This is a genomic window from Rhodovulum sp. DZ06 (assembly GCF_050586345.1).
GTDB lineage: Bacteria > Pseudomonadota > Alphaproteobacteria > Rhodobacterales > Rhodobacteraceae > JBOCEF01.
Window position 1 is genome coordinate 14,633 of sequence record NZ_JBOCEF010000021.1, and the last position, 12,623, is coordinate 27,255.

General features: G+C 68.8%; 14 protein-coding genes. 10 read left to right on the forward strand and 4 right to left on the reverse strand.

Annotated elements, in window-relative coordinates; translation table 11 throughout:
• Both ACQ5SO_RS10965 and ACQ5SO_RS10970 read right to left on the reverse strand, forming a co-directional pair.
• Positions 1 to 840: a DUF1194 domain-containing protein gene (locus ACQ5SO_RS10965; protein WP_430941638.1), complete on the reverse strand. Its 840-nt coding sequence runs from the start codon at positions 838 to 840 to the stop codon at positions 1 to 3.
• 32 nt (positions 841 to 872) lie between these two features.
• Positions 873 to 1,340, reverse strand: a complete 468-nt coding sequence (locus ACQ5SO_RS10970) for a very short patch repair endonuclease (RefSeq protein WP_430941639.1) — start codon at positions 1,338 to 1,340, stop codon at positions 873 to 875.
• Positions 1,341 to 1,470: 130 nt separating this feature from the next.
• Here ACQ5SO_RS10970 and ACQ5SO_RS10975 point away from each other — a divergent pair, with 130 nt between their 5' ends.
• Together ACQ5SO_RS10975 and ACQ5SO_RS10980 are read left to right on the forward strand one after the other, a co-directional pair.
• Positions 1,471 to 2,439, forward strand: a complete 969-nt coding sequence (locus ACQ5SO_RS10975) for a hypothetical protein (RefSeq protein WP_430941640.1) — start codon at positions 1,471 to 1,473, stop codon at positions 2,437 to 2,439.
• Between the two features lie 17 nt (positions 2,440 to 2,456).
• Positions 2,457 to 2,825, forward strand: coding sequence for a hypothetical protein (locus tag ACQ5SO_RS10980; protein WP_430941641.1), 369 nt, complete (start codon positions 2,457 to 2,459; stop codon positions 2,823 to 2,825).
• Between the two features lie 76 nt (positions 2,826 to 2,901).
• Here ACQ5SO_RS10980 and ACQ5SO_RS10985 read toward each other — a convergent pair whose 3' ends face one another.
• Complete coding sequence (locus tag ACQ5SO_RS10985; protein WP_430941642.1) at positions 2,902 to 4,359, reverse strand: NAD-dependent succinate-semialdehyde dehydrogenase; 1,458 nt, start codon at positions 4,357 to 4,359, stop codon at positions 2,902 to 2,904.
• Positions 4,360 to 4,717: 358 nt separating this feature from the next.
• Between ACQ5SO_RS10985 and ACQ5SO_RS10990 the strand changes: the two genes are divergently transcribed.
• Positions 4,718 to 5,413, forward strand: a complete 696-nt coding sequence (locus ACQ5SO_RS10990; RefSeq protein WP_430941643.1) for a CoA transferase subunit A — start codon at positions 4,718 to 4,720, stop codon at positions 5,411 to 5,413.
• A 78-nt stretch (positions 5,414 to 5,491) separates the two neighbouring features.
• Positions 5,492 to 6,121, forward strand: coding sequence for a CoA transferase subunit B (locus ACQ5SO_RS10995; RefSeq protein ID WP_430941644.1), 630 nt, complete (start codon positions 5,492 to 5,494; stop codon positions 6,119 to 6,121).
• 64 nt (positions 6,122 to 6,185) lie between these two features.
• Here the strand turns inward: ACQ5SO_RS10995 and ACQ5SO_RS11000 are convergent, their stop codons facing one another.
• Positions 6,186 to 7,055, reverse strand: a complete 870-nt coding sequence (locus ACQ5SO_RS11000; protein WP_430941645.1) for a lytic transglycosylase domain-containing protein — start codon at positions 7,053 to 7,055, stop codon at positions 6,186 to 6,188.
• A gap of 122 nt (positions 7,056 to 7,177) precedes the next feature.
• Here ACQ5SO_RS11000 and ACQ5SO_RS11005 point away from each other — a divergent pair, with 122 nt between their 5' ends.
• The 6 genes from ACQ5SO_RS11005 (at position 7,178) to ACQ5SO_RS11030 (ending at position 12,614) form a co-directional block, all read left to right on the forward strand.
• Positions 7,178 to 7,381, forward strand: a complete 204-nt coding sequence (locus tag ACQ5SO_RS11005; protein WP_430941646.1) for a hypothetical protein — start codon at positions 7,178 to 7,180, stop codon at positions 7,379 to 7,381.
• A 314-nt stretch (positions 7,382 to 7,695) separates the two neighbouring features.
• Positions 7,696 to 7,902, forward strand: coding sequence for a hypothetical protein (locus tag ACQ5SO_RS11010; protein ID WP_430941647.1), 207 nt, complete (start codon positions 7,696 to 7,698; stop codon positions 7,900 to 7,902).
• Between the two features lie 123 nt (positions 7,903 to 8,025).
• Positions 8,026 to 8,853: a Flp pilus assembly protein CpaB gene (gene cpaB, locus ACQ5SO_RS11015; RefSeq protein ID WP_430941648.1), complete on the forward strand. Its 828-nt coding sequence runs from the start codon at positions 8,026 to 8,028 to the stop codon at positions 8,851 to 8,853.
• A 287-nt stretch (positions 8,854 to 9,140) separates the two neighbouring features.
• Positions 9,141 to 10,514, forward strand: a complete 1,374-nt coding sequence (locus ACQ5SO_RS11020; RefSeq protein WP_430941649.1) for a type II and III secretion system protein family protein — start codon at positions 9,141 to 9,143, stop codon at positions 10,512 to 10,514.
• An 11-nt stretch (positions 10,515 to 10,525) separates the two neighbouring features.
• On the forward strand, positions 10,526 to 11,143 hold the full coding sequence (locus tag ACQ5SO_RS11025; protein ID WP_430941650.1) for an OmpA family protein: 618 nt from the start codon (positions 10,526 to 10,528) through the stop codon (positions 11,141 to 11,143).
• Positions 11,144 to 11,378: 235 nt separating this feature from the next.
• Positions 11,379 to 12,614 carry an AAA family ATPase gene (locus tag ACQ5SO_RS11030; RefSeq protein WP_430941651.1) on the forward strand — a complete coding sequence of 412 codons (1,236 nt, stop codon included), beginning with the start codon at positions 11,379 to 11,381 and terminating at the stop codon, positions 12,612 to 12,614.
• Positions 12,615 to 12,623: the final 9 nt, after the last annotated feature.

The window sequence follows — 12,623 nt, forward strand, 5'->3', positions numbered from 1 at the left end:
CTACCACTCCCAGCCGCCCTCGCGCATCCAGCGTTCGCGCAGTTTCTCGCCGATCAGGCAGTCGACCCGCGGCTGCGGCGGGTTCAGCGCCCCGAGGCCGAGCTGCGCGGGGATCACCCGCGGCGGCTGCGGGGGGGCGAGGTTCGCGATCTCGAGGATCAGCTTGCGCCGGATCGTCTCGGCGAAATCCTCCATGTCCCAGACCGGCAGGACGAAGGCGTTGTGCCCGCCGATCACGCAATCCTCGTAATAGACGTCGAGATCGCGCAGCGAGAACGGCCCGTCATAGGCCTTCATCATCAGCGGCAGCCCGTTGATGGCGATGCCCTGCGCCACCGCCCGGTCGCGCATGGCGGTGACGGCGGGGCCGGTGTTGTTCGGCCCGTCGCCCGAGACGTCGATCACCCGGCGCAGCCCGCGGAACCCGTTGCGGTCCATGTCGGCGGCGCCCCAGCGCAGGATGTCCGAGATCGAGGTGCCCGTCGCCGCCTGGATCGGCGCGAAGGTCAGCGATTCCGCGAAGGACACCGCCGCCTCGGCCCCGTCGACCAGGGTCCATTTCGCCACCTGCTCGCGCTTTCCGGCGCCGGCCCATTCGACATAGCTCAGCGCCACGCGCCCCAGCTGGCCGCGGGTGATCGCCGCGTGGACCCGCGGGTCGCGCAGCGCCGCGATGTAGCCGGCGCGCTGGATCCGAAGCTCTTCCAGGTCCATCGAGCGGGAGATGTCGACCGCCAGCAGGAGTTCCACGTCCACTTCGATCTGCGTCTCCTGCGCCGGGGCGGCGAGGGGGGCGCAGAGCAGGGCGAGGGTCGCCAGGGCATGTCGGAACGGGCGCATGCGCAGGATTGAGCCACGGGAGGCGGCCGGGATCAATGCGCGCGTGGCGGGAACGGGGCCGCGGGCAGCTCGAGCGCCGCGCCGTCGCCGCGCAGCCAGGCGGCGAGCGCGTCGGCGGTCGCATCGGTCCGGCGCACGGTCAGCGCGCATTCCCACACCGTTGCGACGCGCCAGCCGCCCGCCGCCAGCGCGGCGCAGGCCTCGGCGTCGCGGGCCTCGTTGCGGGCGAATTTCGGCAGCCAGTAGTCCTGCCGCGTGGCGGGCGTGGTGGCCCGCGGGCACCCGGGATGGCGGTGCCAGAAGCAGCCATGCACGAACACCGCGGCCCCGCGCCCCGGCAGCACGATGTCGGGCGTGCCGGGCAGGTCCCGCCGGTGCAGGCGAAACCGGAAGCCCCGCGCGTGCAGCGCCCGGCGCAGGCGCAGCTCGGGCGAAGTGTTCGCGCCCTTCACGGCCTTCATCGCGCGGCGGCGGTCTTCGGGGGAGAGGGTGTCGGTCATGCGGCGTTCCGGGGTGCGGGGTCCAATCATTTCGACGAGAACGCCGGTGCATAGGCCTTTTGCATCATGAGCGTGCCCGCACGAGTCGCAATCCTGACCTCTCTGTGAAGCGGGGAACAGGAGGTTCGCCATGAAACGATCGATCGTCGCCGCCGTGCTGTGCGCGGCGCTTGCGGGGTGTGGGGCGCAGACCATCCAATCGGCGCAGAAGGTGGGCGATGCGGGCGTCGCGGCCTCTGAGGCGCTGCTTGCGCAGGCGCAGACCGCGACCGGCGCGCACAAGTCCATCCGTATCTACTACAACACGCAGACGTTGCTGAAGAACGGTCAGACGCTTGGCGTCGTTCCGAGCGAGAGCAAGCAGGTCACCAAGGCCCTGGAGGAGCGTGAGCAGGCGTATGGCCGGCTGGTGAAGGCCTATGCCGCGTTCGATGCGCTCGCCAATCTGAACGCCCGCGAGGACGTCTCCGAGTCCATCGCGGGCCTGCTGACCCAGTACGAGGCGCTTCGCGTCGCGGCGGAGCCGCTTTACGACAAGGGGCTGCCGGAACTGAAGAAGGTCGACGAGGATGACGCGCTGCTTGGCGCGGTGAACAGCGCGCTGGGGCTCCTGGTGCAGGCGCAGCAGGCCAAGGCGTTGAAGGCGAGCAACGACGTGTTCGTCGCGGTTCTGCCGGAACTCATCAACTTCGTCGCGCTGGAGCGGGCGGCGATGGTGTCGTCGATGCGCGCCTCCGCCTCCGCGCGCAGCAACCTGGTGCGCGCCCTTTACGAGGAAGGCCTGGCGGATTCCTCTCCGCTTGCTGTCGAAATGACCGCGCTGGCCGGCGTCGGGGCGGTGAAGAACCCGGGCGCCGTGATTGCGAAAGATCCGGCGTTGCGGGCGAATTTCATCGAGTACGCGAAGTATCGAGACCAGGAGGCCCAGGCCGTTCTGCTCAAGCAGTACGACAAGGTCGCCAAGCAGCTCGGCGACCTGCTCAAGCGGCACGAGGAGTTTGCGAAGGGCGGGGTGCGCGATGTCGCGGCCATCAAGGCCGACGCCGAAGCGCTTCTCGAACTCGTGGAGGCGTTCCGCAAGGCGCGTCCTGCGCTCTGAAAGAAAGGGATTGAACCATGACGACCCCACCTGCCGGCGCCGCCGGGACCAGTCTGACGACGCTCGAGGAATTCGAGCGCAGCCTCGCCGAGATCGGCGCCGCGCATGCCATTGCGGAAGCGGGATCGCCGGAGTCCGATGCGCTCTTCGGCCAGTTGCAGCTCGCCGTCGCCGCCTATGACCGAGCGCGTCTGCAGCGCCTGAAGAAGCACGAGGACAAGCTCGGGCCGCTGCGCGACAAGCTCAAGGCGGCGAATGACGACATCGCGAAGAACGCCAAGGACGTGGCGAAGATCAAGCAGGCCGTCGTCGCCGTCTCCAAGGCGCTGGAGACCATGGGCCAGATCTTGGGCTTCGTCGGGAAACTGACGGCGCTGCCGCTCTGACCTCCCCGCCGACCCAAACAAAACGCCCGCCGCGATCCTCTCGCGGCGGGCGCCTTGTCGCGCGGGCTTCGGCGGGTCAGCCGATGCCGCCCATGCTCAGGTACTTGATCTCGAGGAAATCGTCGGCGCCGTACTTGGAGCCCTCGCGCCCCAGGCCCGACTGCTTCCAGCCGCCGAAGGGCGCCGCCGCGTTGGACGGCAGCCCGTCATTGATCCCGACGATGCCGTATTCCAGCGCCTCGGCCACGCGCCAGCAGCGGCCGATGTCGCGGCTGTAGAAATACGAGGCCAGCCCGAACTCGGTGTCGTTGGCGTAGCCGATCACCTCGTCCTCGGTCTCGAACCTGAACAGCGGGGCGACGGGGCCGAAGGTCTCTTCCTTCGCGACCTTCATCTCCTGCGTCACGCCGGTCAGCACGGTCGGGGTGAAGAAGGTGCCGCCGAGCGCGTGCTTGAAGCCGCCGAACTCGATCTGCGCGCCCTTGGCGAGGGCGTCGTCGACATGCTCCTGCGCCTTGGCGCGGCCGGCCTCGTCGATCAGCGGGCCAATGGCGGTGTTCCCGCCGAACGGGTCCCCGACGGCCAGCTCGCCGACCTTGGCGGCCAGCTTCTCGGCGAATTCGTCATAGACGCCGGCCTGCACGTAGATGCGGTTGGCGCAGATGCAGGTCTGGCCCGCGTTGCGGAACTTGGACCCCAGCGCGCCCGCGACCGCCGCGTCGAGATCGGCGTCGTCGAACACGATGAAGGGCGCGTTGCCCCCAAGCTCCAGCCCCAGCTTCTTGATGTCGTGGGAGCACTGCTGCATCAGCGTGCGCCCGACCTCGGTCGAGCCGGTGAAGGTCAGCTTGCGCACCTTGTCGTTGGTGCACATCTCGGTCCCGATCTTCGACGCGGACGACCCGCAGACCACGTTGATCACGCCCTCGGGAAAGCCCGCGCGTTCGGCGAGCACGGCCAGCGCGAAGGCCGAGAGGGGGGTCTGCTTGGCCGGTTTGACCACCACGGTGCAGCCGGTGGCGAGGGCCGGGCCGATCTTGCGGGTGATCATGGCGTTGGGGAAGTTCCAGGGCGTGATGCAGGCGACCACGCCGATGGGCTGTTTCAGGACCACCAGCCGCTTGTCCGGCGCCGGGGCCGGGATGGTGTCGCCATAGATGCGCGGCGCTTCCTCGGCGTACCACTTGATGAAGCTGGCGCCGTACATGATCTCGCCGCGCGCCTCGGCCCAGGGCTTGCCCATCTCCAGCGTCAGGATGGTGGCGAGATCGTCGATGTTCTCGACCATCTCGTTGTAGAGCGACATCAGCATCGACTGCCGGTCGGCGGCGGTCAGGCGGGCATAGGATTTCTGCGCGGCATAGGCCGCCTCGATGGCGCGGCGCGTCTCGGCCTCGCCGCAATCGGCGACCTCGGCGACCACGTCGCCGGTGGCCGGGTTGGTCACCGGGAACTCCTTGCCGGAATCGGCGGCGATCCATTCGCCGTTCACATAGGCCTGTCCGATCAGAAGCGACGGATCCTTGAGCTGCATTGCGCTGCGCCTCCCTGCTTTTCAGCGTCGTCCCATGGGTAGCCCCGGCGGGGTTAAGGGGCAATGGCCGCCGCGCGCCTCGGCGCCGCGGCTTGGGCGAAAAAGCGTGAAAAATGTCTTGCGCCTGGTGTCGCAGTGCGGAACGGGAATTCACGGCGGCGGCCGAATTCGGCGGGGCGACTGCGCGCGGGGCGTTCAATTTCGGGCGAGTCGCGCGGCTTTTCGCGGCGCAGCGCGGGTGCGCGTTGACATGACACGGCGTCCGTCCCAAGACGAAAGGCGGCAGACGGAAGCCGCGGCGGCGCCCCCGACCCGGGGCCTGCGCAGGCGGCGGCATCATGAGGAGGGCCCATATCCCATGGCCAACAAGGTCTACTCCAGCGCCGCCGAGGCGCTTGACGGCATCCTGACCGACGACATGCTGATCGCCGCCGGCGGCTTCGGCCTGTGCGGCATCCCCGAGAACCTGATCGCCGCGATCCGCGACAGCGGGGTCAAGAACCTCACCGTCGCGTCGAACAACGCGGGCGTCGATGATTTCGGCCTCGGGCTGCTGCTGCAGACCCGCCAGGTGAAGAAGATGATCTCCTCCTATGTCGGGGAGAACGACACCTTCATGCAGCAGTACCTGTCGGGCGAGCTGGAACTGGAATTCGCCCCGCAGGGCACGCTGGCCGAGCGGATGCGCGCCGGCGGCGCCGGGATCGCTGGCTTCTACACCAAGACCGGCGTCGGCACGGTGATCGCCGAGGGGAAGGAGACGAAGACCTTCCGCGGCGAGGAATACCTGCTCGAGGAAGGGATCTTCGCGGACCTGGCCATCGGCAAGGCCTGGAAGGCGGATGAGGCGGGCAACCTCGTGTTCCGCAAGACCGCGCGCAACTTCAACCCGGACGCCATCACCTGCGGCAAGATCGCGGTGGTGGAGGTCGAGGAGATCGTGCCGACCGGCAGCCTCGACCCCGATCACATCCACCTGCCGGGGATCTTCGTGAACCGCATCGTGAAGGCCGATTTCGAGAAGCGCATCGAGAAGCGGACGCTCGCGTCCTGATCCGGCGCGTCCTGATCCATCCGTTTCCGGGCCGCAGCGCCGACGCGCGCGCCCGACCCCAATGAAGGAGGCATCATCATGCCCTGGGACCGCAACCAGATGGCCGCCCGCGCCGCGCAGGAGCTGCAGGACGGCATGTACGTGAACCTCGGGATCGGCATCCCGACCCTGGTGTCCAACTACATCCCCGAAGGCGTCGACGTGACCCTTCAGTCGGAGAACGGGATGCTCGGCATGGGCCCGTTCCCGACCGAGGAGACGATCGACGCCGACCTGATCAACGCCGGCAAGCAGACGATCACCGAGCTCGACCGCACCTCCTACTTCTCGTCCTCGCAGTCCTTCGGAATGATCCGCGGCGGCAAGATCAACATGGCCATCCTCGGCGCCATGGAAGTCGCCGAGAACGGCGACCTTGCGAACTGGATGATCCCCAAGAAGCTCGTGAAGGGCATGGGCGGCGCCATGGACCTGGTGGCGGGCGTGGAGCGCGTGGTGGTGATCATGGATCACGCCAACAAGAAGGGCGAATCCAAGCTGCTGAAGGAATGCACCCTGCCGCTGACCGGCAAGGCCGTGGTGGACCGCATCATCACCGGGCTCGGCGTCTTCGACGTGGTCGAGGGCGGGATCAAGGTCGTCGAGCTCGCCGACGGCGTGACCCTCGAGGACGTGAAGGCGGTGACCGAGGCGACGCTGGTCGAGTGACCGGCGCCCTTGCGGCACGGGAAAGGGGCGCTCCTCGGGGCGCCCCTTTTCGTTCGCCCCCGTTTCACCCGTCCGGCGACACCGGCGCGGGGCTGGAGTCGCCCGGCGCGAAGGGCCCCAGCTCGCAGGCCGCGCGCGGCCCCTCGGGCGGCGCGGCGCAGAGCGGGCGCAGCGCGCCGAACCAGGCCAGCACCTTCGGCACATAGGCCCGCGTCTCGGCATAGGGGGGCGCGCCGTCATGGCGGTCCACCGCGCCTTCCCCGGCATTGTAGGCGGCCAGGGCCAGCAGCGCGTCCTCGTCGAACCGCTCCAGCAGCCAGTTGAGGTACTTCGCGCCCCCGGCGATGTTCTGCGCCGGGCTCAGCGCATCCGTCACGCCGAAGCGCGCGGCCGTGGCGGGCATCAGCTGCATCAGCCCCTGCGCGCCCTTCGGGCTGACCGCCGTCGGGCGGCCGCCCGATTCGACGGCGATGACGGCGAGCAGGAGCGCGGGCGACAGCCCCTCCTCGCGCGCGGCCTGGCGCAGGGCGGGGCCGTGATCGGCCATCACCCGCCGCGCCGCGTCCCGCGCCGCGCCGGGTCCGGCGAGGCGGCCGAACTGGTCCGAAAGGTCGTCGAGCAGCCGCGCCATCCGCCCCGGGTCGGCCGCCCCGCGCGCCGGGTCGGCGGCGGACCAGAACCAGCGCGCCGCCCCGGCCCCGCCCCGCGGCCGGTCGACGAAGCCGGGCAGGGATGCGCCGCCCGCGGCCGGGTCTTCTTCGGAAATCGTCGGCAGAACGATTCGCCCGCTTCCGCGCCGGGGCGGCTTGACCGTGCGATAAAGTCGCGGTTCATGTCCCCCGATGGTCGGCAGGCCGGCCGCCTGAACCGGCGGCGCGGCCCCCGAAAGGGCCGCGAGGGCGAGGATGAAGCAGGCGGCGCCCGGAATGTTCATAGTTTGGCCATGCTGTCGGAGTGTGTATATGAACCGCGGCGCCTTCCGGCGACGCGCCGAGTCGGGTATCCTGTCACCCTGCGTACCTTTTCCGTGTTCAGTTTCAATACGGGCGTTCAAACATGCTGATGAGCCATATCCGGTCGCTCGTGCGGCCGATGCAACAACAGGACGGCGCCGTCACCGCGGACTTCGTGGTGCTTACGGCGGGCGTCATCATCATCTTCCTGCTGATCATCGAACCGATCTACAACGGATCGCAATCGATGGTGGGCGAGATCAACGACGAGCTCATCAAGCATGCCTCGTCCGTCTGGCAATTCTGAACATCTGTCGCAGGGCGCGGCGCGAGTCGTTCCTGATCTATTCATCTTGTGATCGGCAAAACGCCGGTCGCGTCCCCGCTTGACGCGGTTGGTCGAAACTAAAAGTTTTCGTCCGCTCAAGAGGCCCCGGAGAAAAGGTCGGTTTTTCCGCATCGAATCGTTGAAAGGCCGGGGGCGTTCCGGCATGGTGACGACACGATGCGCTGGGCGACCCCCTCGCTTCGATGCCTTACGGCTGACGTGTCCGACCCAACGTTGGGTCATCTTCGCCGCTCACCTGCTCCGTGAACGGCTGTGTTCGGAGGGAAACCGAAATGAGCATCATCACCAAGATTCGCACCGCCTTCGCCGAGAAAACCGGCGCCGTCACCGTCGACTGGGTCGTCCTGACCGCGGCCGTCGTGATCCTGTCCATCGGCGCCATCTCCGCGCTCGACGGCGGCATCACCGAGATGATCTCCTCGATCAACGACGAGCTGTCCTTCTCGAACGTCTCGGCCAAGTCCAAGTCCGGCGGCTGATCGCAGCGGCCCGCTGTATACGCGGGCGGCGCTTTCACTTGACGCTCTGACGAGCGCGTTGCATTTCGAACCGCCCCTCCTGCCCAGCGAGGGGCGGTTCTTCGTTCATCCAGGGGTCATTCGATGCGTCTTTTCGCTCTTATCGTGCTCATCGCCGGCCTGGTCCTGTCCGGCGGCGCCGTCTGGTACATGTACGGACAGTTCAAGAGCGCGGAATCGGCCCTGCGGGACCAGAAGCCCGAAGTCATCCGCGTGCCGACCGTCAACGTCGCCGTGGCCAAGCGCCAGCTGTCCTACGGCGAACAGATCGGCCCCGAATCCGTGCGCATGATCAAGTGGCCCGCCGATTCCGTCCCCCAGGGCGCCTTCACCTCGCTCGAGGACGTGGTCCCTGAGGACGGCAAGCTGCGCTACGCCCTGCGCCGGATGGAAACGCACGAACCGCTGCTGCCGCAGAAGGTCTCCGGCTTCGGCGAAAAGGCCACCGTGGCCGCGCTGCTGCCCCGCGGGATGCTCGCCTACACCCTGCCGGTGAACGCCTCGAGCTCGGTCGGCGGCTTCATCCTGCCCGGCACCCGCATCGACATCATCCTCACGGTCAATGACCGCTACGAGGGGCTGATCACCTACTTCCTGCTGCAGAACGTCGAGGTGATCGCCGTCGACCAGGACACCGATGTCGACCGGATCCGCGCCCGCATCGCCAGCACCGTGACCATCGGCGTGCTGCCCGACGAGCTCAAGCAGCTCACCCTCGCCAGCAACGTGGGCAAGCTGACCATCGCCCTGCGCGGCTTCGACAGCTCGGACGTCTACAGCGGCGAATCGCTGTCCCGCCAGGAGCTTCTCGGCGAATACGCCCCGGTGCGCGAGGCCCCGAAGGCCGCCCCCACCGTGCGCGTGCGCAAGAACAACCAGGTCCGCACCCAGCAGGTCGAGGGCGAGCGCTGATCCGAATCGACCGCCTCCCGCCGGGGGGCGATTCGACCCGGCCCGCGCGCCCCCCGGGAACGCCCCCGCCCGCCGCTTTCCCGCGGCGGGCGTTCGTCTCTGAAGGCCCCATGAACACCGCGCCCGAGACTGTGGCGCAAATGCCCCCCTCGCTCTCGTTTTCCTGAAAGTCTAAGGGCTTGCGATCCGCGCCGGGCTTGCCATGCAGGGACCGCCGGGGCACGCTCCAACTCCGCTGCGGCGCGCCCCCTCGGCGCCCGCCACCGGAGGAGGTCGGGGAGCAAGCAATGACTCTGTTGCGTATTCTTTGCGTCGCCGCCGCAATCGCGGCGACCATGATGTCCGGAGGCGCCGCGCGCGCCCAGGACGGCGTTTTGCGAATGGCCCGGGGCGCCGCGACCCAGGACATTTCGGTGGAGACCAACCGCGCGGTGGTCCTCGAGGCGATCCAGCCCTTCACCGAGGTCTCGGTCGCGAACCCCGGCATCGCCGACGTGGGCGCGGTGTCCAACACGTCCATCTATATTCTCGGCAAGCAGTCCGGCCGCACCACGCTGACCCTCCTGGGTGAGAACGGCCGCCTGATCGCCAACGTCACCATCAAGGTGACCCCCGACCTGAGCGAGCTCAAGGACCTGTTCGCGCAGATCCTCCCGGGCGAGCGCATCGAGACGCGCACCGCCGCCGACGGCCTCGTGCTGTCCGGCGCGCTGTCCAGCGCCGGGCGTATCCAGACCGCGATGGAACTGGCCAACCGCTTCCTGCCGGGCCGCGTGTCCAACATGATGACGGTCGGCGGCTCGCAGCAGGTGATGATGAAGGTCCGCTTCGCCGAGGTGCAGCGCAGCGCCTCCAAGTCGCTCGGCTTCACCTGGAGCCTCGGGTTCAACAGCGGCAACCTGACCGGCACAGCGATCGGCGGCGGCGGCGTGGTCGGCAACAACACCGGCATCTCCCTCGGCTGGTCCACCAGCGGCTTCGCCGCCTCGGTGCTGATCGAGGCGCTGCAGTCCGAGAACCTGGCCCGCATCCTGGCCGAGCCGACCCTCGTCACCCTTTCGGGCGACGCCGCCACCTTCCTGGCGGGCGGCGAGTTCCCGATCCCGGTCAGCAGCGCCACCACCAACGGCGCCACCACCACGACGGTGGAGTACAAGAACTTCGGCGTCTCGCTCGGCTTCACGCCGACCGTGCTCGACGACGGGCTGATCAACCTGCAGCTCGAGGCCGAATCCTCGGCGCTCGACGACAGCGCCGCCGTCACCTCGCCCAATAACGGCATCGTGTTCCGCGGCCTGTCGGTGCGCCGCGCCAAGACCACGGTCGAGCTGAAGGACGGCCAGAGCTTCGCCATCGCCGGCCTGCTCCAGGACGACTTCCGCGACAACGCCTCCAAGGTGCCGTGGGTCGGCGACGTGCCGGTGCTCGGCTCGCTGTTCCGCTCCTCGGGCTATACCTCGAACCAGACCGAACTGGTGCTGATCGTCAGCGCCCATATCGTGTCGCCGACCACCGCCGACGCGCTGGCCGCGCCGATCGACCGGGTGAAGATCCCGAACGAGGCGGACCTGTTCCTGTTCAACCGTCTCCAGGGTTCCGAGCGCGACATGGACGTCGCCGGGCAGAACTTCCAGGGCGCCTACGGCTACGTGATGGAGTGAGACCAGTGAAGATGCGTATCCTCTTTCCCGCTCTCGCCGCCTGCGCCCTCGCCCTCTCGGGCTGCGCCGAACGCGCCGGTCTGCAGTCCATGGCGGGCAGCGAGGTCCAGTCCGCCAACTTCATCGCCCAGGCCGCGAACGGCTATAACAGCCAGAAGATGATCGCGACCCAGGCCCGGTTCCGCGCCTCGACGCCCGACACGGTCACCTTCGACTTCGACAGCGCGCGCCTCGACGCCGAAGCCCGCCGGGTGCTCGACCTCCAGGCCCAGTGGCTGCAGCTGAACCCCTCGGTGCGCATGCGCGTCATCGGCCATGCCGACGCCGTGGGCCCCGATGGCTACAACAGCCGGATCGGCCTGCGCCGCGCCCGCGCCGTCGTCGCCTATCTCGGCAAGAAGGGCGTCGCGCGCACCCGCCTCGACGCCGTGGAAAGCCGCGGCGAGCGGGAGCTGCTGGTCGAGACCGACGAGCGCGAGCGCCGCAACCGCCGCACGGTGACCAATGTCGCCGGGTTCGAGCGCGGCTTCAGCGGGCCGGGCATGAACGGCCGCCGCGCGGCCGCGGCCTACCGGCGCTATATCGGCGACCGGACCGAGGGCGCCGGCGCGGCGCGCGTCGGCGGCTGAGCCTGACCGGGCCGCGCCCCCGCCCGGGGGCGCGGCCCTTTCGCGCAAGGGGCGGGCCGTTCACCTGTCGTTGGTCCCCAGCGCTTATTCATGTCCAATTGACCGGCGCCCCACTCCATATCATCTTCGCGGGTGCGTCATGGACCGGTCGACATCGGCGGCGCGATGTCGACCCTGCGTTTCCTATCGTTCGCATGCCGTTGCGGACGGCGTCCGCTGAACCGAGGTGCATGTCATGCAGCTTCCGAGACTGAGGTCGAAACCCGTTGAAGCGATCGTCGTCGCCGACGATTTCGCGACGTTCGACGCGCTTCCGGCTGATCTCGACGCTGAATGCGGCGACGGCGTCTGGTCCGTCGTGAAGCCGGACGCCGCCATCTCCATGATCTCCGACGGGGCGCAGTCCGCCCTCGGCCACGTCATCGTCTGCGTCGACAGCTCCGACCCCGACCGAATCGCCGGCTTCGCCGCCGTCATCGGCGCCGGGCGCGCCGCCCGCATCCCCGTGATCCTGCTGGTCAAGGAAGCGGGCCCCGCCGCCATGCACACCCTGATGCGCGCGGGGGCCGATGACTTCCTGCCCTATCCCGCCCCGCCGGGCGAGCTGGTCCAGTCGATCCAGCGCCTGCGCGAACGCGGCGCCGGGGGCGGCGCCGTCTCGGGCGGCGGGCGCGGCCCGGGCCGCCGCGGCATGGTCCTGCCCGTCTACTCCATGTCCGGCGGCGCCGGCGGCACCTGCTTCGCCGTCAACCTGGCGTGGGAGCTGGCGCTGCTGACCAAGGGCGACCACATGCGCGTCGCCCTGATCGACCTCGACTTCCAGTTCGGCTCGGTCGCCACCTATCTCGACCTGCCCCGGCAGGAGAGCCTGATGGAGCTGCTGGCCAGCGCCGGCACCTCGGACGGCATCGACCGCGAGACGATGGCCGGCGCCTTCACCCTCTATGACCGGCGCATGCATGTCATGACCTCGCCGACCGACGCGCTGCCCATCGACGCGGTGACCTCGGACGAGCTGGCCGCGCTGCTCGACGCCGCCACGGCCGCCTTCGACTTCGTCATCGTCGACCTGCCGCACACGCTGACCACCTGGACCGAGACCGTGCTGTCCAAGGCCGAGACCTTCTTCTGCCTGACCCAGATGGACATGCGCAGCGCCCAGAACACCCTGCGCTTCCTGCGCATCCTCAAGTCCGAGGACCTGCCGCTCGAGAAGCTCGAGTTCGTGATGAACCATTCGCCCGGCTTCACCGACGTCACCGGCCGGGGCCGCATGAAGCGGATGGCCGAAAGCCTCGGGATCGAGTTCGCGGTGATGCTGCCCGACGGCGGCAAGCAGGTGCTGCAGGCCTGCGACCATGGCCAGCCGCTCGAGGTCTTCAGCCGCGGCAACGCCCTGCGCAAGGAGATCCGCAAGGTCGCCCAGTCGATGAAGGACGCGGCCGCCGAGCGCCGCTCCGCCGAACTTTGAACGCCTGAG

Excerpts from the sequence above, each read along its gene's own strand:
- ACQ5SO_RS11020 (WP_430941649.1), top strand. The coding sequence starts at position 9,141 with ATGACTCTGTTGCGTATTCTTTGCGTCGCCGCCGCAATCGCGGCGACC.
- ACQ5SO_RS10980 (WP_430941641.1), top strand. The coding sequence starts at position 2,457 with ATGACGACCCCACCTGCCGGCGCCGCCGGGACCAGTCTGACGACGCTC.
- ACQ5SO_RS10995 (WP_430941644.1), top strand. The coding sequence starts at position 5,492 with ATGCCCTGGGACCGCAACCAGATGGCCGCCCGCGCCGCGCAGGAGCTG.
- ACQ5SO_RS11025 (WP_430941650.1), top strand. The coding sequence starts at position 10,526 with ATGCGTATCCTCTTTCCCGCTCTCGCCGCCTGCGCCCTCGCCCTCTCG.
- cpaB (WP_430941648.1), top strand. The coding sequence starts at position 8,026 with ATGCGTCTTTTCGCTCTTATCGTGCTCATCGCCGGCCTGGTCCTGTCC.
- ACQ5SO_RS11030 (WP_430941651.1), top strand. The coding sequence starts at position 11,379 with ATGCAGCTTCCGAGACTGAGGTCGAAACCCGTTGAAGCGATCGTCGTC.
- ACQ5SO_RS11010 (WP_430941647.1), top strand. The coding sequence starts at position 7,696 with ATGAGCATCATCACCAAGATTCGCACCGCCTTCGCCGAGAAAACCGGC.
- ACQ5SO_RS11005 (WP_430941646.1), top strand. The coding sequence starts at position 7,178 with ATGCTGATGAGCCATATCCGGTCGCTCGTGCGGCCGATGCAACAACAG.
- ACQ5SO_RS10985 (WP_430941642.1), bottom strand. The coding sequence starts at position 4,359 with ATGCAGCTCAAGGATCCGTCGCTTCTGATCGGACAGGCCTATGTGAAC.
- ACQ5SO_RS10965 (WP_430941638.1), bottom strand. The coding sequence starts at position 840 with ATGCGCCCGTTCCGACATGCCCTGGCGACCCTCGCCCTGCTCTGCGCC.
- ACQ5SO_RS10975 (WP_430941640.1), top strand. The coding sequence starts at position 1,471 with ATGAAACGATCGATCGTCGCCGCCGTGCTGTGCGCGGCGCTTGCGGGG.
- ACQ5SO_RS10990 (WP_430941643.1), top strand. The coding sequence starts at position 4,718 with ATGGCCAACAAGGTCTACTCCAGCGCCGCCGAGGCGCTTGACGGCATC.
- ACQ5SO_RS11000 (WP_430941645.1), bottom strand. The coding sequence starts at position 7,055 with ATGAACATTCCGGGCGCCGCCTGCTTCATCCTCGCCCTCGCGGCCCTT.
- ACQ5SO_RS10970 (WP_430941639.1), bottom strand. The coding sequence starts at position 1,340 with ATGACCGACACCCTCTCCCCCGAAGACCGCCGCCGCGCGATGAAGGCC.